The sequence below is a fragment of the Neobacillus vireti genome, from assembly GCF_036962345.1.
Taxonomy (GTDB): domain Bacteria; phylum Bacillota; class Bacilli; order Bacillales; family Cytobacillaceae; genus Neobacillus; species Neobacillus vireti_A.
This window is the reverse complement of record NZ_JBALNB010000014.1, coordinates 100,535-121,280: the sequence shown is the minus strand read 5'-3', so window position 1 is coordinate 121,280 and position 20,746 is coordinate 100,535. Positions and strand designations below refer to the sequence as shown.

The following is a 20,746-nucleotide window of genomic DNA, read 5'->3' as shown; positions in this document are numbered from 1 at the left end:
AGGTCATGGTAAACAAAAACAAGATGACTTTAGAAAATGAAAAAAAAGTGAAGCGTCCTCTAAAGCAAAGAATCAAAGACGAATGGAGAAAGAATGCCCTCGTCTATATTATACTTGTACCAATTTTAGCTCATTTCCTTGTCTTTCAAGTCATTCCATTTATTTATAGTTTTATATTAACCTTTCTAAATTATCGAATTATCGGTGTTTCAGAATTCGTTGGGCTAAGAAACTGGATGCAATTATTTAATGACGACATTGCATGGAAGTCTATTTGGAATACATTATTATTTTCCTTCTATTATATTGTTCCTACAATGGCACTTGGATTAATTTTGGCGCTCATCATCAAGTCTGGTATTCGATTCACCAAATTGATTAAAGGCATATTTTTCCTTCCTGTTGTCACATCGTTTGTTGTTGTAGCCGGAATTTGGGAATGGTTATTTTCGGGAACAAAATCAGGTTTTATCAACTATTTATTAAGCTTTTTGGGAGTGAATCCCCAATTATTTTTATCCGATTCTACACAAGCACTGATCGTGTTAGCTGGATTAAGTATTTTCAAAGTATCCGGAAGTACAATGATCTATTATTTTGCTGGATTGCAGTCGGTACCAAAAGAAATGTATGAAGCTGCAAAAATCGATGGTGCCTCACCTTTTAAATCCTTTTGGATGATTACCTTCCCGTTATTAAAACCAATTCATTTTTATGTATTAATTATTACAACCATCGGATCTTTCCAAATATTCGACTCAGCTTATTTATTAACGAGTGGCGGACCGAACTTCTCAACAAGTACGATTGTGTATTACCTATATACGATTGGATTCACGAATTTGAATTTTAGTTATGCAGCCGTATTATCCTATGTATTATTCGCTATTATCTTAGTCATTTCGCTAATTCAGAAAAAATATTTTGGAAATGATCAAAGTATTTACTAATGAGACAGCGTGATGTAAGGGAGATGAAATAACTTGTTAAAGCAAATATTAAAATATTTTGTCATGTTCTTCTTAGGATTTTGCTTTCTCCTTCCGTTTTTAATCATGGTGTTAAGTTCACTAAAAGAAACTACATTTGCATCCTTAGATCCATTATTTTGGCTCCCAGATAATCCATCTTTGAATAATTTTATTTACTTATTTAGAAATGATAATTTTCTGCGCTGGATTTTAAACTCAGTAATCGTGACAATCATTCCTGTTTTTTCACAAATGTTTTTTGCAGGTATTTTAGGTTACATTTTTGCTAGAAAGCAATTCGTTGGGAAGGAAGTCATTTTCTGGACATTTATGGCAGTCATAATGATTCCGCCACAATTACTAATCATTCCTAAATTTATTATGTTTTCAAAATTTGGCTGGATTAATGAATATCAAGCATTAATTATTCCAGAACTTTGGGCCATTATGGGTGTATTTTTAGTTCGCCAATTTATGCAAGGTATTCCGATGGAATTAGATGAAGCTGCTCGGATGGATGGAGCCAATGACTTTCATGTTTTTCGGAAAATTTATATGCCATTAGCATTTCCATCGATTGCAACTGTTGGGACATTTGCTTTTGTAAGTAACTGGAATGATTTATTTCAGCCTTTAATTTATATGACGAATGAAAAAATGTATCCAATTACAGTCGGTTTAGCCTCTACTTTGAGTAAGGAAGGGAATTTTGGAATTGAAATGGCAGGTGCCACCTTATCCTTTATTCCGACCTTCTTAATCTTTTTGTTCTTCCAAAAATATTTTACAGAAGGCATACAGATGTCAGGGTTGAAATAGTCTCTTTAGTTTAATTGAGGAGAGGGAATATGGAGAATTTAAAAATTGGAATGATTGGTTTAGACACCTCTCATGCTGTTGCTTTTACAAAATTATTAAATGATCCGAAAAACCAGTTTCATGTACCAGGTGGAAGGGTTATAATGGCATGCCCCGCTGGATCATTTGATTTTGAGTTAAGTTATTCTCGGATTGATGGGATAACGAAGGAAGTTGAACAATATGGGGTAAAAATCGTTCGGACCATTGAAGCAGTGGCAGAGCAATGTGATGCCATTTTATTAGAGTCTGTAGATGGCAGAGTACACTTGGAACAATTAAGTAAAATGGTCATGTTTAATAAACCAATATTCATTGATAAGCCATTTTGTTTACGTTCCTCTGATGCTGCTAAAATGGTGAAACTATCAGAAAAATATAATACTCCCATCATGAGCACTTCTGCGTTGCGATTTGCTGAAGCCTTGAGCCAGGCACTTTCTATACAAGATAAAGGAAAAATAATTGGAGCAGACTGTTTTGGTCCAATGGAAATAGTTGAAACGCAGCCAGGGTACTTTTGGTATGGGATACATACAATTGAAATGCTTTATGCCATTTTAGGGCGCGGGGCAAAAAATGTACGGACAGTGTCCAATCAAGATTATGATTTGATTATTTCACAATGGGAAGATGGCAGAATAGGTACAGCAAGAGGGAATAGAAAAGGCAATAATAACTTTGGTGCAGTTATTCATTATGAATACGGGAATGAATATGTATTAATCGACTCGGCATCAAAACCGTATTATGCTAGTTTGCTAGAACAAATTATCCTTTTCTTTAGAAAAGGCAAACAGAGTGTACCAGTAACTGAAACGCAAGAAATAATTCGCTTTATTGAAGCGGCCAATGACAGCAAAGTGACTGGGGAACAAATATGGATTTGATTTTAGTTGGGATAGAAACAATGTGAAACAGCGGTCACTTTCCTATTCCCGCTGTTTCATCCTATCATTATTATTATTTATTGCTATCCATTATAAAACTAAGCCGATAAATGCGTCTTGGCCTGCCTTTATAGGTGATTTTTTCTTCACCTACAATATCTACCAAATTCGCATCCATCCATTTTAACAGGATCCGGTGGGCACTTCTCGTTGTAATGGTTAATGTTGAAGCTAATTCTTGGGCCGTATAATCATATTTTTTATGACGTGCCACTCTTGCCATTAATTTGGTCATATAGGCTGCAGACATTCCTGCTTTTTCTGCTTTTTCTAGCAGCTCTGCATCTGTGATTGATAAATCATATTTTTCATATTGGGTATCGGTTATAATGTCAACCGGTCCTATGACACTTTGGTCTTCTCGAACGATATAACATACATTACCACCTAATTCTTTTGATTGACGCAGTGCCATCCTTGCATGGCTGCCTGCCTCAGCTGCTGAGCGTCCAAATCCAACGCCAATGCTTAATGACACACCAAGTTCGCTTTTGGCGGCATTTAATAATGGAATAAATTTATAACCACGTGTTTCTCTTTCGAAAATACCTCGTGTAGTTATAAAAGAAAATTCCTCTCCGCCTGAATTGATTAAATGGCCATCAAGGAGTTTTGTGTAATTCAGCATCATTTGTTGAAACTTCAGCTTTAATAATTGTACTTCATGTTCAGTTGTATATTTTTCAGTGGCTTTATCAAATTTATCAATATCGATGATTCCAAAGACAATTTGCGATTCCTTATTTTTGCGAGCTTCCGTAGCGAGTAATGCTCGTTCAAGGGAAACAATTATATCCTGATAGGTTGGTGTAACCCATTCATTAGGAATGCCCATTTCTGATAATTCCAGTGAAACTTCCTGTATACCCGTAATCGCAATGGAACCAAATTCTCGATAGTTTTCTTGATGAAATTGAACGATTGAGTGAATGGGTTCGGCCTGATTATATGTAGGAAAGGATTTATATTCATATTTGGTTTCACCCAAATCATAAAAAATATGTTGAATATATTTTTCCTCAACTGTATCGATAGATAAATATTTTGAATCATATTGATTTTTAATTAGAAACAATGATCGATAAAGACCTGTCCCCATTAAAGGAACATAATGAGAAGGAATTGAGAAGTCCATAAGCTGTTTTGCTTTAAAGTAAGTGGGAAATTCGGTGAATAGAAGTACTTCAACTTTATTAATCAAGGTAACAATGACTTCAGGGACGATTGTTGATGGTGTTGCATTTAAAAAAATGGGATGAAAATTCGGGAAGGCTTCAAGCGCTTTCATTATTTCTTTGTCAAGTGCTTCAGGACCAACGATTCCAATAATAATTTCGGGGACGTTGTTAGATAATTGGTTAGTTTTCATCTTGTCATCTCCTGTTTAAAGACACATTAAAGAAATGTCTTTATATAATCTTACTACTAGATTAAGATGAACGTTTCTAATTGTCAAACATAAAATTTTCTTCTGAAAAGTGATGGCTATTAAAAGACCTTTAAGTGACTTGTCTTTTAATAAAGCTAAATATAAAATGAAATCAAATTAGTAATATATGAGTTTCATAACAGAAGACATTAATATTTATTCTAGGAGGATCAGTATGAAAACGATTGCAGAATTAGACAATTTTATGACCAAACCCAGCCAAGAATTAATTCAAGACATCGCACAGGTAAATGGCGATATTATGATATTAGGTGTTAGTGGAAAGATGGGGCCAACGTTAGCGAAAATGACAAAAAGAGCTATTGATCAAGCAGGCGTACAAAAAAGGGTAATTGGTGTGGCAAGATTTACCGATAGTAGTTTAAGAGAAGAATTAGAGGGATTCGGAATTGAAACGATACAGGCTGATCTTTTAAAAGAAGAAGATCTTCAGGACTTGCCTAATGTTAACAATATTATCTATATGGCAGGAAACAAATTTGGAACAGTAGGGAATGAGCATTATACATGGGCGATGAATGCCTATTTGCCAGGTCGGTTAGCGGAAAAATTTAAAGACTCACGTATTGTTGCTTTTTCAACAGGAAATGTATATCCATTTTCAACTGTTTTAAGCAATAGTTGCACGGAGGATGTACCGGCAAATCCGGTTGGAGAGTATGCTCAATCTTGTTTAGGAAGAGAACGTGTGCTTACTTATTTTTCTCATAAAAATCAAACACCAATGGTTATATTTCGATTGAATTATGCAATCGATCTACGCTATGGAGTACTACTAGAAATTGCAAAAAGTGTGTATTCAGAAAAACCAATTGATTTGACAATGGGAAATGTAAATGTAATCTGGCAGGGAGATGCGAATGAGTATGCGATTCGCTCATTATTACATACCAATCACCCTCCGAAAATCTTAAATGTGACAGGACCAGAAACATTATCTGTAAGATGGCTGGCATCGGAGTTCGGAAAACGGATGGATAAGAAACCAGTGTTTGTTCATACAGAAAGCCCAACTGCGCTGCTTAACAATGCATCACATGCACATAAATTATTTGGGTATCCAAAAGTAACGGCACAACAAATGATTGATATGATTGCTGACTGGGTTGTCAGTGATGGGCAGACCATTAATAAACCAACTCATTTCCAAGAAAGAGAAGGTGCATTTTAATGCTGAAAGAGGCTGTTAAGAAAAAGCTTCATGCAGGTACAGTTATACCAGCACATCCGCTGGCATTGACGAAGGATAGACAGTTGGATGAACCTGGTCAACGGGCATTAACACGGTATTACATTGATGCTGGTGTAGGTGGGATTGCAGTTGGGGTTCACACCACCCAATTTGAAATTCGTGAACCTGAATATAATCTATATAAAAAAGTGTTATCTCTTGCGATAGAAGAAACAAAACAGGCCAATGTTCCGGATGAATTTATTAAGGTGGCAGGGATTTGCGGACCAACTGAACAGGCTCTTTTTGAAGCAAAATTTAGTAAAGAAGCCGGTTATGATTTAGGACTTCTAAGTATGGGTGGATTAAACCATCTGTCAGAAGATGATTTAATTGACCGGGCAGAGAAAGTAGCAGAAATCATTCCACTATTCGGGTTTTATTTACAACCGGCAGTGGGTGGAAGAGTTTTATCATATGATTTTTGGCTAAGATTCGCATCCATCCCGAATGTTTATGCAATAAAAATAGCACCATTTGATCGCTATTGTTCGATAGACGTTGTACGTGCCGTTTGTCATTCTCCTCGTAATGAAGAAATTGCCTTGTACACTGGTAATGACGATAACATCATAAATGACTTGCTTACAACTTTTCAATTCAATATTGGAAATCAAAAAGTGGAAAAGAAAATCGTCGGCGGTCTACTTGGACACTGGTCCGTTTGGACAAAACGAGTAGTTGAGATTTTTGATCAAGTAAAAGAAGTGCAAAATCACGATTTGATTCCAAAAGAGCTGCTAACTCTTGGTCAAGAGATTACAGATGCAAATGCAGCAATTTTTGATTCTAGAAATAGTTTTAAAGGAAGTATTGCTGGAATTAATGAAATTTTAGCAAGACAAGGATTGTTACAAGGGAATTGGTGTTTGCTTGATCGTGAAGTATTAAGTCCGGGGCAGGCAGAAGAGCTGAATCGGGTTTATGCTAGCTATCCACACTTGCACGATGATGATTTTGTGAAAGCAAATTTATCAAAGTGGTTCGCTAAATAATAGACGAAAGGCAGAGTTCAAATGAAAAGAATTGTAGCCCACAACAAGAAGGTTGAAATTATTGAAGACGAGTTACCGCAAATAGAAGGAAAGCCTTCTTATATATTAGTTAAAACGTTATATTCTGTCATTTCGCCAGGAACTGAACTTACGATTCTTTCAAATAGTGAAAATAAACAGATTCATCTTGGTTATAGTGCGATGGGTGAGGTTGTTGAATGCGGAAGTGAAATCACCGATGTGAAAAAAGGGGATTTGGTAGCGTGTTATGGAGCTCCATATGTTCATCATGATGAATATTTGTTAGTTCCGAAAACTTTATATGCGAAAGTTCCTGAATCAGTTGATCCAAAAGAAGCGGCTCTTGCTGGACTCGGTGCTATTGCCATTCATGGTCTGCGTATTGCGAATCTACATTTTGGTGAAACGGTGGTTATCGTAGGATTAGGCGTTCTCGGACAATTAATTGCCAAAATTGCTAATGCTGCTGCCTACAATGTCATCGCCTATGATCTTCACGAAAGCAGAGTTGAAATGCTGCAGGGAGAAAAAATTAAATCCTTTTCGACAATTGAAGAGATGGAAGAGGCCATTCGGGTTGAAACGAAATCCCATGGCGCTGATGCGGTTCTATTATGTGCGGGAGGCAAACGTTCACCACTAACACAGGAATGTTTGAAATGGATCCGCAATAAAGGAAAGGCTGTAATTGTTGGTGATATTGAACCAGATTTCCCGAGAGATTTAATGTTTGCTAAAGAAGCACAGCTGCTTATTTCTCGAGCAGGCGGACCTGGCAGATATGACAAAGTATATGAATATGAAGCAATTGACTATCCATATGAATATGTTCGCTGGACGGAAGGTAGAAACGTAGAAGAATATATTCGACTTGTCAAAGAAAAACGGATTGATGTTCGAGCATTTATTACTGAAGTAGTTGAATTTGATGAAGCACCACAAGAATTTGAAAAATTGTTTAATAAGGAATCTACGACACTTACTAAACTAATTCACTATAAGTAAATAAATAAAATTCACTTTTTGAAGGAATAGATTTGACCCATTGTATTTATGCAATGGGTTTTATCTACACCGTACTTACTGAAATTATGAAATTGGTGAAATGAGGTATGACCATATGCAAATAAATTTAATGGGCGAATCTAATTCGATTTTAACAGGATTACAGCTTTTATCGGATGAGTTGAACATTCAATTACATGAAAAAGGGTACCCGATTTCTGTCACACAAAGGGTCGGTCCTATTCAAGTTAGTAATAAAGGTGGCAAAGGTGAAATCATTTATCAGGAAAAAATTCATTTCTTTCGAGCCATTGGTTTATGGTTGGAAAACTACCGGAAGAATGGTGAATTTGAACTGAAAGAACACCCTCAATTTCAAACCAGTGGTGTGATGCTGGATGTTTCTAGAAATGCTGTTTTAAAAGTAGAGGAAGTAAACGGACTGCTTAGGAAAATGGCAGTAATGGGTTTAAATGTCGTTATGCTTTATACAGAGGATACATATGAAGTTCCAGATTATCCGTATTTTGGTTATATGCGTGGAAGATATACAGAAGCAGAACTGAAAGCTTGCGATGAATATGCTGATACCTTTGGCATTGAAATGATTCCTTGCATTCAAACCCTAGCCCATTTAATAATGGCTTTAAAGTGGGGCTATGCTTCAGATATAAGAGATACAGCTGATATATTACTAGTCGGTGAACCGAAAACCTATCAATTTATCGAAAGTATGATCGAAGCTGCCTCGAGACCATTTAAATCGAAACGAATTCATATTGGGATGGATGAAGCCCATCAGCTTGGGCTCGGGCGTTATTTAGACTTAAATGGTTATGAAAATCGTTTTGAGATTATGAACAAACATTTAAGTCAGGTTGTTTCCATCGCGGAACTTCATGGTTTAAAGCCAATGATTTGGAGTGATATGTACTTCCGATTAGGCTCAAAGCATGGGGAATATTATGATACAGATGTTAGTATTCCAAAAGAAGCGATTGAATCCATTCCAAAGAATGTTCAGCTTGTTTATTGGGACTACTATCATGATGATGAAGACTTTTACCGCGCTTATTTTGAGAAACATAGAGAGTTGGGAACAAATACTGTTTTTGCTGGCGGCGCATGGACGTGGAATGGGATATCACCTAATTATGGAAGAGCGTTTGCGACAACGGAAGCAGCTTTAACGGCATGTAAAAAAGAAGGTATTCAAGAAATTTTCACTACATTATGGGGTGACAATGGAGCAGAAACACCACTATCTACTGCATTACCCGTCATTCAGCTTTTTGCTGAACATACCTATCATGAAAAGGTTGGGAAAAATCAATTAGCAGACCGATTCCATTTCAGTACTGGTAATCATTTAGAGGATTTTCTTTTATTAAATCAATTAGATGAAACCCCAGGTGTAATGGAAAAAAATCTACATTCATCAAATGCTTCAAAATTTTTGCTGTGGCAGGATTTACTGTTAGGTTTATTTGATGAAAATATCCGCGGGCTGGGAATGAATGAGCATTTTCAAAAACTAGTTCCCCAATTAAATGCTGCCAAGGATAGAAACCCTAACGCATTGCTTTTATTTGAGTTCTATGAACAATTAGCTCGTGTTTTAAGTGTAAAGGCAGAAATGGGAATACAGTTAAAGTCTGCCTATGACCAAAAAGATAAGGAGAAAATGACATCTCTTTTAGAAGAAAGTAACGAACTGACCAAAGAGGCCGGGTTTCTTCGACACAAGCATAGAGAAGTATGGTTTTCCTTATATAAACCATTTGGATGGGAAGTATTGGAACTTCGCTATGGTGGTCTAATTGCGCGGATGGAAACTGCACAATTCCGTATACAGCAATGGCTAGAAGATAAGATTACAATCATTGAAGAATTAGAAGAAAAGAGATTAATACATGATGGTCCAAATGGTATTGAAGAAGGTTCTTTAGGAAACCACTTCTATCATCGGATTGTCACAGCGGGCAACTTAATTTAGGAGGTCAGACATATGCCAATTATTCAGTTTCCGAAAGATATGAAGTGGGGAAGTGCAACTGCTGCTTATCAAATAGAAGGGGCAGCATTCGAGGATGGGAGAGGGTTATCCATATGGGATACCTTTTCCCGTACCCCGGGAAACGTGAAAAATGGAGATAACGGTGATGTCGCATGTGATAGTTATCATCGTTATACAGAGGATATTGAACTATTGGACCAATTAGGGGCGAATGTGTATCGCTTTTCAGTTTCCTGGCCAAGGATATATCCAAACGGAAAAGGAGAACTCAATCCTAAAGGGTTGGAATATTACCATAACCTTGTTGATCATTTAGTGGAAAAAGGGATTGAACCAATGCTTACCCTTTACCATTGGGATCTCCCACAGGCTCTACAGGATAATGGAGGCTGGGCAAACCGAGAAACCGTTGAAGCCTATAGTCAATACGCTGAAACGATTTTTAAAGAATTTAATGGGAAAGTAAAGTATTGGCAAACAATTAATGAACCTTTGTGTGCAGCCTTTTTATCCAATTATCGAGGTGTTCATGCGCCCGGGTTTAAAGACCTGCAGCTAGCTGTTGATGTTTCCCATCATTTAGTTTTAGCACATGGAAGAGCAGTCAAGTTATTTAGAGATATGGAAATAGAAGGTCAAATTGGCACAGCAACCAATACAACGTGGAGAGAACCATTTAGCAATAAGCGGGAAGACATTGAAGCTTGCAGAAGAGAAATTGGACATAATATTGACTGGTTTCTAGACCCCATTTTAAAGGGGCGTTATCCAGACTATTTGGTGGAGTGGTTTAAAAAGAAAGGCGCAGAACTCCATATTGAAGAAGGGGATATGGAAATCATTCATCAGCCGATTGATTTTATAGGTGTTAACTATTATTCAGGAAATATTGCACGTTATAAAGAAAATGCTGGATTATTGGATATTGAAAACATTGAAATCGATTATGACCAGACCTATATTGAATGGCCAATCTATGCAGACGGCTTTTATAAAGTGTTTCAATATCTTGCAGAGCGCTATGGCAATGTTCCATTATTTATTACAGAAAACGGGGCATGTTGTATTGATGAACTTGTTAATGGAAAAGTGATAGACCTAGATAGGATCAAATATTATAAACAGCATTTAACAGCGGTAAGCAGAGCAATTGATTCAGGAATCAATATTATAGGTTATCTGGCATGGTCATTACTCGATAATTTTGAATGGGCAGAAGGATATGGAAAACGATTTGGTCTTGTTTATGTAGATTTCAATACAGCGGAACGGATAAAAAAAGATAGTTACTACTGGTATAAAAAAGTAATTTCTAATGGCTGGATGGAAATATAAATTGGCTGACAGAATCCTGAATATATCGAAAGAGGGATTAATCGTATGCAAAAGATAGTATTGATTGGTGCAGGAACGATGGGGATGGAACATGCCACTTCCTATTATTCTATGGAAGATGTTCATGTAGTCGGGATTGTTGATTTAAGGAAAGAACAAGCTGAACTAATTATTGGTCAACATGATACAAAGATTTTTCAAACCTTAGAGGAAGCAGTTGATAATCTAGATCATATTGATGTTATCGATGTTTGTGTTCCTACTTTTTTACATAAAGAATATGTGATGAAGGCAGCGGATTATGGAATTGATGTAATCTGTGAAAAACCGTTAGCGTATACACTTCAAGATGCACGAGAAATGATTGATTATTGTGAAAAGAAAGATGTGAGATTATTCGTTGGGCATGTTGTTCGGTTTTTCCCTCAATACTCAAAAACAAAAGAACTCGTATCGAATGGAACGATTGGAGATATAGGTGTCGTTCGAACGAAAAGGGGAGGGAACTTTCCTGCAGGATGGAGCGATTGGTATGCCGATCATACGAAAAGTGGAGGAGTGATTCTTGATTTAATTATTCATGATTTTGATTTCTTGCGCTGGACCTTTGGAGAGGTTGAGAGAGTGTTTGCAAAAGGCCTTTCTGAACGGAACATCGAACACCTTGATTATGCGTTAGTGACGGTAGTTTTTAAATCAGGAATTATTGCTCATGTAGAAGGAACATGGGCACATCAAACCTTTTCTTCACAATTTGAATTTGCAGGAAAAAGCGGCATTCTCGAATATGATAGTTTAAAAGAAGAGCCCGTTTTACTTTCAGTTAGAAAATCAAATGAGGAAAATAGCGGTGTACCCGTACCTCAAAGTCCTTTGAAAAAGTCACCGTATTATATTGAACTTGAACATTTCTTAAAATGTTTACAAACCAATGAAACGCCTATTGTAACAGCAGAAGATGCCTATAAAGCTATGGAAATCTCAGTGGCTGCACTAAAGTCTTTAAAAACAGGTTTACCTGTATCACTTGATACAGAAAGGGGCGATCTGAAATGAAAATTGGAATTATCAGTTTTGCCCATATGCATGCACATAGTTATGCATCCGTATTGAAAGGTATGGAAGGTGTGACACTGGCAGGAATAGCCGATGATAATGAAGAAAGAGGCAAAACGTATTCTCAGTTTTTTGACACGACCTATTATCAAAACTATCAAGATTTGCTAAAAAGCGATATTGAGGCTGTGATCGTTACATCAGAAAACAGTTTACATCATCAACATGTACTGGCAGCAGCCAAAGCTGGCAAACATGTTCTGTGTGAAAAACCATTAGCAACGAATTTAAACGATATGGAAGAAATGATTACTGTATGCGAAGAAAATCAAGTTTTGTTAGGGACAGCTTTTCCAGTTCGATTTAACACTCCCATTCAACAGGCTAAAAAGATGATTGAACAGGGCGTGCTAGGAGAAATTTTAGCGATTAAAGGAACCAATCGTGGAACTAATCCTGGAGGCTGGTTTATTGAAAAAGAGAAGTCGGGTGGTGGAGCTGTGCTTGACCATACTGTTCATGTTGTCGATATTATGAGATGGTTCACAGGTGCCGAAGTGACGGAAGTATATGCGGAAATTGGTAGTGTTTATACGAATCATCCCATTGATGATTGCGGAATTATTACGATGGAATTTACGAATGGGATGTTTGCCACTTTAGATTGCAGCTGGTCTAGGAATAGCTGCTATCCTACATGGGGCGATGTAACGCTAGAAATTATTGGAACGAATGGAACGTTAAAGGTGGATGCCTTTTCACAAAAGCTTGATTTATATTCTGATCACGATGGTGTCAAATGGATTGGCTGGGGTGATGATATGGATGCAGGGCTTATAGAAGATTTTGTTAACAGTGTAAGAGAAGGGAAGTCTCCGCTGGCAACTGGCTTTTCTGGTATGAAGGCAGTTGAGGTAGCACTTGCAGCCTATCAGTCTAATGAAAAAAAGACCCCAATAAAACTGAACTAATAATGATAGGAATCAAGGGGGTTACTTGATTCCTTGATTGCTTTTACATGAACAAAATGAAGGGGTGAATACATTGAAAGTTTCACAAGAAATATCTGCGGATCTTGTCATTATTGGCGGCAGTCTGGGAGGTTGTGCAGCTGCACTTGCTGCACTGCAGACTGGAAAAACGGTAATTTTAACTGAAGAAACAAAATGGATTGGTGGTCAAATTACCAACCAAGGGGTACCGCCAGATGAACATCCATGGATTGAAAGTTTCGGTGCAACAAGAAATTATCGAACATTCCGAAGAAAAATTAGAGACTACTATTTTACTAACTATCCAGTGAAGAATAACCAACGAAACAATCAGCAATTTAATCCTGGTAATGCATTAGTTAGTACTATTAGCCACGAACCAAGAGTGGCATTAACTGTTCTAAATGATATGTTGGCTCCTTTTTTAAGTAGTGGGAAGCTCACATTGTTAATCGAGTACAAAATAATTTGTGCTGAAACAGAAAAGGATCAGGTGCTTGCTTTAACCGTTAATAATCCAATAACAAAACATTTGCTTCTACTAAAGGGAAACTATTTTTTGGACGCAACGGAAACAGGTGATGTATTGCCTCTTGCGAATGTTGAGTATGTAACTGGAGCCGAATCACAAGCAGAAACCGGTGAAGACCATGCGGTTAGTATGGAAGCAGAACCTTTCAATATGCAGGCTTTTACGTATTGTTTTGCAGTTGATTATGTTGAGGGGGAAGACCATACAATCGAAAAACCTGCCCAATATGAGTTTTGGAAAGACTACCAGGCGCACTTTTGGCCTGCAAAGCAATTAAGCTGGTGGGGTCTAGTACCACATACATTGGAACCCATTGAGTATTCATTTTTTTACGAGCCAAACCGTTTTTCATTATGGAATTACCGGAGAATTATTGATCAAACAAATTTTGAACAAGGAACATTTCAAAGTGATATTACCATTGTAAACTGGCCGCAAAATGATTATTGGTTAGGTCCTATTATTGATGTATCGGATGAAGAAAGGGAAAAGCATATATTTAATGCAAAACAATTAAGTTTATCGTTACTATATTGGATGCAAACCGAAGCCCCGCGTCCAGATGGAGGCAGCGGGTATCCTGGTTTACGGTTAAGAAAAGATGTTTTAGGCACAGAAGATGGTTTGGCGATGTACCCATATATACGGGAATCAAGAAGAATTAAAGCAGAGTTCACGGTGAAAGAACAGCATATTAGTGGTGAAATCGATGGAAAGGATACTGCCACTTTTTTTGAAGATAGTGTAGGGATTGGTTGTTACCGTTTAGACCTTCATCCAAGCACAGGAATGAATAGTTACATTGATATAGCAGCCCATCCATTCCAGATTCCACTTGGCAGTTTAATTCCGATTCGAGTTCGAAATCTTTTGCCTGCTAGTAAAAATATCGGTACCACTCATCTAACCAATGGTTGTTACCGGCTTCATCCCGTTGAGTGGAATATCGGAGAAGCGGCGGGGCAATTAGCCTCTTATTGTATAGATAAAAACATAGTTCCACATGAAGTGAGAAATAAAGAATCATTTTTAAAGGATTTTCAGTCACGATTGGTACAAGCAGGAATTGAATTAGAATGGCCAAAAATTCATAAAGTCTGATTCCTATTTTAGAATGGAGTGGATAGCTTTGATCGCTCTTGTTGACAACAGTAAGCAAATGAAACCGTTTGTGGATGTTACAAACTACTTTTCAAGTATTGAAGAGTTACAAGAAAAAAATCTGTTAAAGTATGAGTTTATTATCATCAATGGTAACGACAATGGGATACCAATGAAATTGCCTTATGGAATGATAGAAAAGTTATGGGAATTTATAGAGCAGGGCGGGACCTTATATGGAGAATTAATTAATTGTGAGGAATTCCCAACATCAAGACTGTTTGGATTCAAACAAGATTTTGCTGTGACCAATCGCCGTCTTGAGAAATTAGTCATTTCCACCGATAACCTCTATTGTAAAAAAGGTCAGCTGCTCGAATGGCAAGGTCCCTTTTTAACTGGGTTTACATTTGATACGGAAAGATTATTGGATATCGGTCATTTTAAAGAAACCCATAGGACAGAAGAGGAAGGGGCATATCCTGGGATAATTGTAAAAAGTCATGGTAAAGGGAAAGCTATTTTTTCTACTTTTTCCTTTTTAGGAAATGAACAAATCTGGACGCTGCGACCTAATTGGTTATGGAATGATGTTATAAAATGGCTGATAAAGGATTATCAAATGCCACTGAAGATGATAAATCCGGTTATTCAGCTATCAAAACAAGGTGATTTTGAAAAAACCATTGAAAAGGGTGTGCAGTGGTTTTTACATTCAGGAATTTTGCCGAAGGCTGATGGAAGTCTCGGGGTTTATGAAAATGTTCATTCGATTCGAAGTGATATTAGCAATGATTTACGGCCTGATTGTCATGCTCATACCGCTTTAATGTTTTATTTGTATGGAGAATATACCAAGGATAGTAAATGGGAAAACATGTCTGCAAACTTGCTAACTTACTTATTCGAAGCAGGCTATCAGGACGTTGTCCCAAATTCGATAACTTATGGTTTTTGGAAGTGGTATCAAAGTCCTCGAAGCAAACCTGATCAAATCTTTTCAGATGATAATAGCTGGGTGGCACTTGTTCTATTATATCTTTATCGAAAAACGGGTATTGAAGAATACAAAAAAAGAGGTCTGTTAACAGCTTATGCTTTATTAAACACTCAAAATGTAAATGGTCTACGACCAGAATGTATCCGAGAACAAGAATTAGTAGATAACGGAAAGGCTTATTTTCAAACTTCAACGGAAGCCAGTATGAATCCGCATTTCGAAGCAATTGTTCATGCTGCATTTATACAAGCCTATCTTGTTTCAAATGATGGTGAATTTCTACAGACTGCCTCTAAGGGTACGTTAACTTTGTTGGAAAATAAAGAGAAACTGAAGTTTATGTATAGCAAAACAGCAGGATACAGCAGATTCCTATTATCATTAGCGCAATTGTATGCCATAACAAAAGATGAAGAAATCCGTAAAGGTCTATATGAAGTTACTGATTATTTAACTAGACACCAACATGAACTCGGAGCTATTGAGGAAGCGGATAATCCTGATCCAGAACGATATGGAACGGAAGATACCGGTGTTTTTCGTTTGAATCAAGAAGGTATTGCTGATCAGTTATATACTAATAATTTCTTATGTGTAAATGCCTGGGAAGCCGTGAAAGCAACTAGAAATTCTGATTTAAAAGATTTCCATGAAAAAATAGTCCATTTTATCTCTTCCATTCAAATCTCCGCTCCGAAATGCGAATTTGATGGCGGTTGGATGCGTTCTTTTCACCTGGAGCGTGGCGAGTATTATGGCAATAATGGCGATACAGGCTGGGGTGCTTATGTAATGGAGAGCGGTTGGACGAATGCTATCATTGTGTCAGGATTATTATTGAAAGAATTGGATCAGTCGCTACTAGATTTTTGATGTAAAGCTAAAGCAAGGAGATGTTTATATGTCTACCATTAACTGTACAATTTTAACGGATGAAACCCCTGTTAAATTTGCGAAAGAAGAGTTACACAAATATGCAGAAGAAGTTAAACAGCCCATCCATTATTCATTTGTATTAGGGGTGGAAAAAGATTTTCTTCAAATTGGCTTCATTGATCAACCATTATTTCAAGATGGCGCATCAATCGATGCATTTCAACTGATTCAAAAAGAAAGTGTAATTTATATTGTTGGTGCAAACCCACGTTCAGTCCTATTTGGTGTTTATCATCTTTGTAAAAATCTTTTTGGTTATAAGTGGGTTAGTTTTTTTCCAAATGAAAAAATCACATTTGATGATCAAAGAATCCTTGTTCCTGCTATATCTAAAGGAAAAATGAAACGGAGAGGGTTGGTTGTTGAAAACTATGATGAACCTGATTTTCTAGTACAGTTAATCGACTGGGCAGCCAAACATTATCTAAATGAACTATTTTTTACATTCATGTTATGGGATAAAGTGAAACATATTGTGGTAAAAGAGATTGAAAAACGTGGATTGTCAATCACTTTGGGCGGTCATAGTATGCACTACTTATTAAAGGAAACTTCTGTTATAGAAAAACAACAGATCAATTTTGCAGATGACAGTTGGAAGGACTTGATCATCAAAAAAATAAAGGATTATTGTGCTGAAACCAGCTCGATAGAAAGAGTATCATTATGGCCTGCTGATATTGGAGTAGAAGATGACCAACCGTTTTTAGCTCATTATATCGCGTTTACTGAACAAATCCAAAGTGAACTTCCCAAAATTCACGTTGAACATATTGCCTACAATGCGGGTCTATCGTGGAAAATGTTAGAGTTAACGGACGATGTGGAAAACTCAAAATCTGTGAATACATTATTCGCCTATTGGGGTAGAAACTATCAGCAATCTTTCAGAAATGAAGAAAGGGCAATGGATGTACTACAAAAATGGTGTGATGCAACAAAAGCATGGAATAAGGAATTAGCCGTTTTTGAATACTATAGTGATCATTTTATGCTTGGTGATTTATTTCCACCATTATTCAAACGGATTCATGAAGATATCGAGTCTTTTTATCAGCTAGGAATAGAAAATATTGTTAATTTGATTGTTCCTTATCTTCCAAAAGAACATGCAACTGAACTAGATTTTTTGTATCCATGGAAATCAACTCAGTTAATGAATGGTTATTACTTTGCTCGATTAAGTTGGGGAGATGTTTTTGAAGATGTAGAAACAGACTTTTTTTCCGTTTTTGATGAACATGAAGCTGAAGTCAAACATGCGTTAGGAAAGATTGAATCTATACTATCGGAAGTCTCTAAATGGAATGTGCCATTATTTCCAAATCGGATTATGGATCCAGAAAAAGTAGTAGGTCATAAAGACTTACAGTTAGTTTGTAATGATTTATTAAAATGGAAAAAGGATCTTGAACAATTGAAGGGCAATGCTGTACAAGAAATTGTCGATCCTTATAGTATGATTTGCTTTTATATACAGTACTTAAACGAAAAATTAGCAGAGTACCTATCTGAGTGGAATGATAAGTAAAAATGAGATATGGAACGGTGGGAGTAAGAATATGAAACAACGAATTGTCTTTATTGGGGATAGTATTACATGGTGGGGAATAAGTGAAGATGATCCAATAGGTACTGGCTATGTGCGTTTGCTTCATGATTATTTAAAGGTTACCTATCCAAATCGGAATTTGGCCATTTTTAATAAAGGTATCAGTGGGAATCGTGTGACAGATTTGGCCAATCGCTGGGAGAGTGATGTTATTTCCTTAAATCCGGATTTTGTTTCTATCTCAATCGGTATTAATGATGTATGGCGACAAGTCGATTCTCCTGAGATAGATCAAGTATATCCAGAGCAATTTGAAAAAATTTATGATTCTCTCCTTACAAGCATTACAACAAAAACAAAAGCCTCTATTGTACTAATGGAGCCAACGATTATTGAAGAAGATGTTCACTCTTTAGGAAATAAATTGCTCATCCCATATATTGAAGCTATTCATCGATTAGCAGATAAATATAATGCAACTGTCGTCCCAACACACCAAGCGTTTATTGGATTTTTGGAGTCTAGTAATGATAATCCTCTTACAATAGATGGTGTCCATATGAATTCGTTGGGGAATATGCTGATGGCAAAAGCATGGGTAAAAGCAACAAAGTTAGTATTAGGGTAGAGAAGGAAGACTTACTACTTCAACTTGAAACCTATTGCATTATGAAGGTAATGTTTATTTAAATGTACCAACCTCGTTTAGAAAATAAACGAGGTTTTTTATGCTATAAAAACAGGAAATCAACCTAAGATAAAGGTAGTCTCTCAGGATTCCATGTTTTTTATATACTTTTAGCTTACTAGTTATGGTATAGTACCAGTGTGAAAATATCGTATTTAAAGGGGCAATTATGAGAAAAGAATGGATTTGCCGCTGGTTTTTTTTATTTTTGGATTAATCGTATTTGGGTTGGGCATTGCCTTAACAGTCGGAGGAAAGTTAATAGGAATAGGTCCTTGGGATGTGTTTCACTATGGATTGTTTTTGCGAATCGGGCTAACAATCGGAACATGGAATATCATTATGGGCTTGCTATTATTAATGGTTTCCTTTATTGCAACGAAAAAGCTGCCTAAAATTGGTGCGTTTTTAAATATGCTGTTGATTGGCTTATTTACAGATTTCTTTATCTGGCTTTTGCCAAGTACCAATAGTTTAATAGGAGCTGTAATTTTCTTTAGCATAGGTGCAGTTCTCATGGGGGTTGGAACGGGAATCTACATGTCGGCTGATTTGGGCTCTGGACCGCGTGATGGAATCATGCTATTGATTATCGGAAAGACAGGCTGGAGTATTCAACGGGTTCGTAGTGAATGGAAGTACTCGTACTAATACTTGGTTGGGCATTAGGAGGTCCAGTTGGTGTCGGAACAGTAATTATTGCCTTCCTTTTAGGACCAATTGTAGGAATTTCTTTACCACAGTCTAAAAAACTGCTAAGGTTTTTACTCGAGGAAAAAGCAGATAATAAACTAGCAGTTTAACGGACATGTTTCCAGCGGAACCAGGATGATTAACTAACTATCAGTTAATCATCCTGGTTCCGCACTTTGTTGATAAAGATAACAAGAGTGTTAAAATAAAATAGGTATAGGATAATTTGAGTCCAGGAGGATCCATGGATGGTAACCATTAAAGAAATAGCCGAAAGGGCAAATGTTTCGCGTACTACCGTTTCAAGAATCATAAATAATACGGGGTATGTTAGTGAGGACGCGAAAAGAAGAGTATTAAAGGTAATTGAAGAAACCGGATATATCCCTAGTGAAAATGCTAAATCATTACGGACGAAAAAGACAAAGGTTATTGGTGTGATTCTCCCTAAAATCAGTACGGAAACATCGAGCCGGCTTGTAAGTGGATTGGACGAAATTTTCGCAAAAGAGGGTTATCAAATCCTATTAGCCAATACCAATCTCAATCCGGAAAAAGAGATTGAATACTTAAAGCTGTTAAAAAGCAGACATGTCGATGGCATGATCCTGTCGGCGACCAATATTAACCCGCCATTAGTGGAAGAGATTTATCAGTTAAAAATTCCATTTGTTACTGTTGGGCAGCCTATCTCCGGTTTGGCCAATGTCCTGTTTGATGATTATCAGGCATCTAAAGATATGATTTATTACTTGATTAAAAAAGGCTATAAAAATATTGCTTTTATCGGCGTAACGGAGGAAGACTATTCAGTTGGGTATTTACGGAAGTTGGGTTACCTGGATGCGATGAAAGAGAATCAGTTAGGTGTTGAGGAAAGCTGGGTGCAAACAGGAATTTTTAATGTCGATTCGGGTTATGATTGCATGAAGACCATCATGGAAACCTCCAAACGAACACCTAATGCGGTGGTGGCTGTGACGGACCGGCTTGCGATAGGTGCGTCCCATTACATTAAAGATAAAGGACTTTCCATCCCAACGGATATCGCTGTTACTGGAATGGGTGCCTCAGAGCTGGCAAGACATATTTCTCCTCCTTTGACCACAATTGATTTTTCAGTGGAAGAGGCAGGGCGCGAGGCTGCCAGTTTATTATTGGCGCAAATAAAAGGTGAAAATTATCATGAAACCGTTAAGACAATTAAGTATAGACTTCTGGAACGTTCCAGTATATAATTAGTGTGTAATCGATTCCACAACGGTTGCACTTTATTTTTTCAAAAAAGGGAATCGATTCCACAAGGTATAAATGTAGGATACATTCCACAAAATAAGAGAAATTTTTTTTTTACTATCTGGAA

Annotated in this window: 18 protein-coding genes; 17 read left to right on the top strand and 1 reads right to left on the bottom strand. The window is 36.9% G+C overall.

Annotated features, from left to right (window positions below):
• Window positions 1-23 precede the first annotated feature (23 nt).
• The 3 genes from V7108_RS17685 to V7108_RS17675 all read left to right on the top strand — a co-directional run bounded on the left by V7108_RS17685 (window position 24) and on the right by V7108_RS17675 (window position 2,719).
• Window positions 24-950: a carbohydrate ABC transporter permease gene (locus V7108_RS17685; RefSeq protein WP_335518999.1), complete on the top strand. Its 927-nt coding sequence runs from the start codon at window positions 24-26 to the stop codon at window positions 948-950.
• A 63-nt stretch (window positions 951-1,013) separates the two neighbouring features.
• On the top strand, window positions 1,014-1,790 hold the full coding sequence (locus V7108_RS17680; RefSeq protein WP_420489117.1) for a carbohydrate ABC transporter permease: 777 nt from the start codon (window positions 1,014-1,016) through the stop codon (window positions 1,788-1,790).
• A 29-nt stretch (window positions 1,791-1,819) separates the two neighbouring features.
• Window positions 1,820-2,719: a gfo/Idh/MocA family oxidoreductase gene (locus V7108_RS17675; protein ID WP_335518972.1), complete on the top strand. Its 900-nt coding sequence runs from the start codon at window positions 1,820-1,822 to the stop codon at window positions 2,717-2,719.
• A 73-nt stretch (window positions 2,720-2,792) separates the two neighbouring features.
• On the opposite strand, the gene V7108_RS17670 is transcribed toward V7108_RS17675, so the two are convergent.
• On the bottom strand, window positions 2,793-4,148 hold the full coding sequence (locus tag V7108_RS17670) for a hypothetical protein (RefSeq protein ID WP_335513906.1): 1,356 nt from the start codon (window positions 4,146-4,148) through the stop codon (window positions 2,793-2,795).
• A 235-nt stretch (window positions 4,149-4,383) separates the two neighbouring features.
• Here V7108_RS17670 and V7108_RS17665 point away from each other — a divergent pair, with 235 nt between their 5' ends.
• The 14 genes from V7108_RS17665 (at window position 4,384) to V7108_RS17600 (ending at window position 20,621) form a co-directional block, all read left to right on the top strand.
• Window positions 4,384-5,400, top strand: coding sequence for an NAD-dependent epimerase/dehydratase family protein (locus V7108_RS17665; RefSeq protein ID WP_335518233.1), 1,017 nt, complete (start codon window positions 4,384-4,386; stop codon window positions 5,398-5,400).
• Window positions 5,400-6,455, top strand: coding sequence for a dihydrodipicolinate synthase family protein (locus V7108_RS17660; RefSeq protein WP_335518231.1), 1,056 nt, complete (start codon window positions 5,400-5,402; stop codon window positions 6,453-6,455). The genes V7108_RS17665 and V7108_RS17660 overlap by 1 nt, the downstream gene beginning before the upstream one ends.
• 21 nt (window positions 6,456-6,476) lie before the next feature.
• Window positions 6,477-7,481, top strand: coding sequence for a zinc-binding dehydrogenase (locus V7108_RS17655; RefSeq protein WP_335518228.1), 1,005 nt, complete (start codon window positions 6,477-6,479; stop codon window positions 7,479-7,481).
• 115 nt (window positions 7,482-7,596) lie between these two features.
• Window positions 7,597-9,477 carry a beta-N-acetylhexosaminidase gene (locus V7108_RS17650; protein ID WP_335518225.1) on the top strand — a complete coding sequence of 627 codons (1,881 nt, stop codon included), beginning with the start codon at window positions 7,597-7,599 and terminating at the stop codon, window positions 9,475-9,477.
• Between the two features lie 12 nt (window positions 9,478-9,489).
• On the top strand, window positions 9,490-10,833 hold the full coding sequence (locus V7108_RS17645; RefSeq protein WP_335568967.1) for a GH1 family beta-glucosidase: 1,344 nt from the start codon (window positions 9,490-9,492) through the stop codon (window positions 10,831-10,833).
• Window positions 10,834-10,878: 45 nt separating this feature from the next.
• Complete coding sequence (locus V7108_RS17640) at window positions 10,879-11,889, top strand: Gfo/Idh/MocA family protein (protein WP_335518219.1); 1,011 nt, start codon at window positions 10,879-10,881, stop codon at window positions 11,887-11,889.
• A complete protein-coding gene (locus tag V7108_RS17635) occupies window positions 11,886-12,860 on the top strand; it encodes a Gfo/Idh/MocA family protein (RefSeq protein WP_335518216.1) in 975 nt (324 codons plus the stop codon). Before V7108_RS17640 ends, V7108_RS17635 begins: the two co-directional genes overlap by 4 nt.
• A gap of 73 nt (window positions 12,861-12,933) precedes the next feature.
• Window positions 12,934-14,514: an FAD-dependent oxidoreductase gene (locus tag V7108_RS17630; protein WP_335518213.1), complete on the top strand. Its 1,581-nt coding sequence runs from the start codon at window positions 12,934-12,936 to the stop codon at window positions 14,512-14,514.
• A gap of 28 nt (window positions 14,515-14,542) precedes the next feature.
• Window positions 14,543-16,387 carry a hypothetical protein gene (locus V7108_RS17625; protein WP_335518211.1) on the top strand — a complete coding sequence of 615 codons (1,845 nt, stop codon included), beginning with the start codon at window positions 14,543-14,545 and terminating at the stop codon, window positions 16,385-16,387.
• A gap of 28 nt (window positions 16,388-16,415) precedes the next feature.
• Complete coding sequence (locus V7108_RS17620) at window positions 16,416-17,981, top strand: hypothetical protein (RefSeq protein WP_335518208.1); 1,566 nt, start codon at window positions 16,416-16,418, stop codon at window positions 17,979-17,981.
• 31 nt (window positions 17,982-18,012) lie between these two features.
• Window positions 18,013-18,630, top strand: a complete 618-nt coding sequence (locus V7108_RS17615) for an SGNH/GDSL hydrolase family protein (protein ID WP_335568966.1) — start codon at window positions 18,013-18,015, stop codon at window positions 18,628-18,630.
• 240 nt (window positions 18,631-18,870) lie between these two features.
• Window positions 18,871-19,341: a YczE/YyaS/YitT family protein gene (locus tag V7108_RS17610; protein WP_335518202.1), complete on the top strand. Its 471-nt coding sequence runs from the start codon at window positions 18,871-18,873 to the stop codon at window positions 19,339-19,341.
• Window positions 19,323-19,493 (top strand): hypothetical protein, encoded by a 171-nt coding sequence (locus V7108_RS17605; RefSeq protein WP_335518200.1) that lies wholly within the window; start codon window positions 19,323-19,325, stop codon window positions 19,491-19,493. The genes V7108_RS17610 and V7108_RS17605 overlap by 19 nt, the downstream gene beginning before the upstream one ends.
• A 138-nt stretch (window positions 19,494-19,631) precedes the next feature.
• On the top strand, window positions 19,632-20,621 hold the full coding sequence (locus V7108_RS17600; RefSeq protein WP_335518197.1) for a LacI family DNA-binding transcriptional regulator: 990 nt from the start codon (window positions 19,632-19,634) through the stop codon (window positions 20,619-20,621).
• Window positions 20,622-20,746 lie beyond the last annotated feature (125 nt).

What these genes read in the sequence shown, in the direction of transcription:
- V7108_RS17685 (WP_335518999.1), top strand. Translation starts at nt 24, where the DNA reads ATGACTTTAGAAAATGAAAAAAAAGTGAAGCGTCCTCTAAAGCAAAGA.
- V7108_RS17680 (WP_420489117.1), top strand. Translation starts at nt 1,014, where the DNA reads ATGTTCTTCTTAGGATTTTGCTTTCTCCTTCCGTTTTTAATCATGGTG.
- V7108_RS17675 (WP_335518972.1), top strand. Translation starts at nt 1,820, where the DNA reads ATGGAGAATTTAAAAATTGGAATGATTGGTTTAGACACCTCTCATGCT.
- V7108_RS17670 (WP_335513906.1), bottom strand. Translation starts at nt 4,148, where the DNA reads ATGAAAACTAACCAATTATCTAACAACGTCCCCGAAATTATTATTGGA.
- V7108_RS17665 (WP_335518233.1), top strand. Translation starts at nt 4,384, where the DNA reads ATGAAAACGATTGCAGAATTAGACAATTTTATGACCAAACCCAGCCAA.
- V7108_RS17660 (WP_335518231.1), top strand. Translation starts at nt 5,400, where the DNA reads ATGCTGAAAGAGGCTGTTAAGAAAAAGCTTCATGCAGGTACAGTTATA.
- V7108_RS17655 (WP_335518228.1), top strand. Translation starts at nt 6,477, where the DNA reads ATGAAAAGAATTGTAGCCCACAACAAGAAGGTTGAAATTATTGAAGAC.
- V7108_RS17650 (WP_335518225.1), top strand. Translation starts at nt 7,597, where the DNA reads ATGCAAATAAATTTAATGGGCGAATCTAATTCGATTTTAACAGGATTA.
- V7108_RS17645 (WP_335568967.1), top strand. Translation starts at nt 9,490, where the DNA reads ATGCCAATTATTCAGTTTCCGAAAGATATGAAGTGGGGAAGTGCAACT.
- V7108_RS17640 (WP_335518219.1), top strand. Translation starts at nt 10,879, where the DNA reads ATGCAAAAGATAGTATTGATTGGTGCAGGAACGATGGGGATGGAACAT.
- V7108_RS17635 (WP_335518216.1), top strand. Translation starts at nt 11,886, where the DNA reads ATGAAAATTGGAATTATCAGTTTTGCCCATATGCATGCACATAGTTAT.
- V7108_RS17620 (WP_335518208.1), top strand. Translation starts at nt 16,416, where the DNA reads ATGTCTACCATTAACTGTACAATTTTAACGGATGAAACCCCTGTTAAA.
- V7108_RS17615 (WP_335568966.1), top strand. Translation starts at nt 18,013, where the DNA reads ATGAAACAACGAATTGTCTTTATTGGGGATAGTATTACATGGTGGGGA.
- V7108_RS17610 (WP_335518202.1), top strand. Translation starts at nt 18,871, where the DNA reads ATGGATTTGCCGCTGGTTTTTTTTATTTTTGGATTAATCGTATTTGGG.
- V7108_RS17605 (WP_335518200.1), top strand. Translation starts at nt 19,323, where the DNA reads ATGGAAGTACTCGTACTAATACTTGGTTGGGCATTAGGAGGTCCAGTT.
- V7108_RS17600 (WP_335518197.1), top strand. Translation starts at nt 19,632, where the DNA reads ATGGTAACCATTAAAGAAATAGCCGAAAGGGCAAATGTTTCGCGTACT.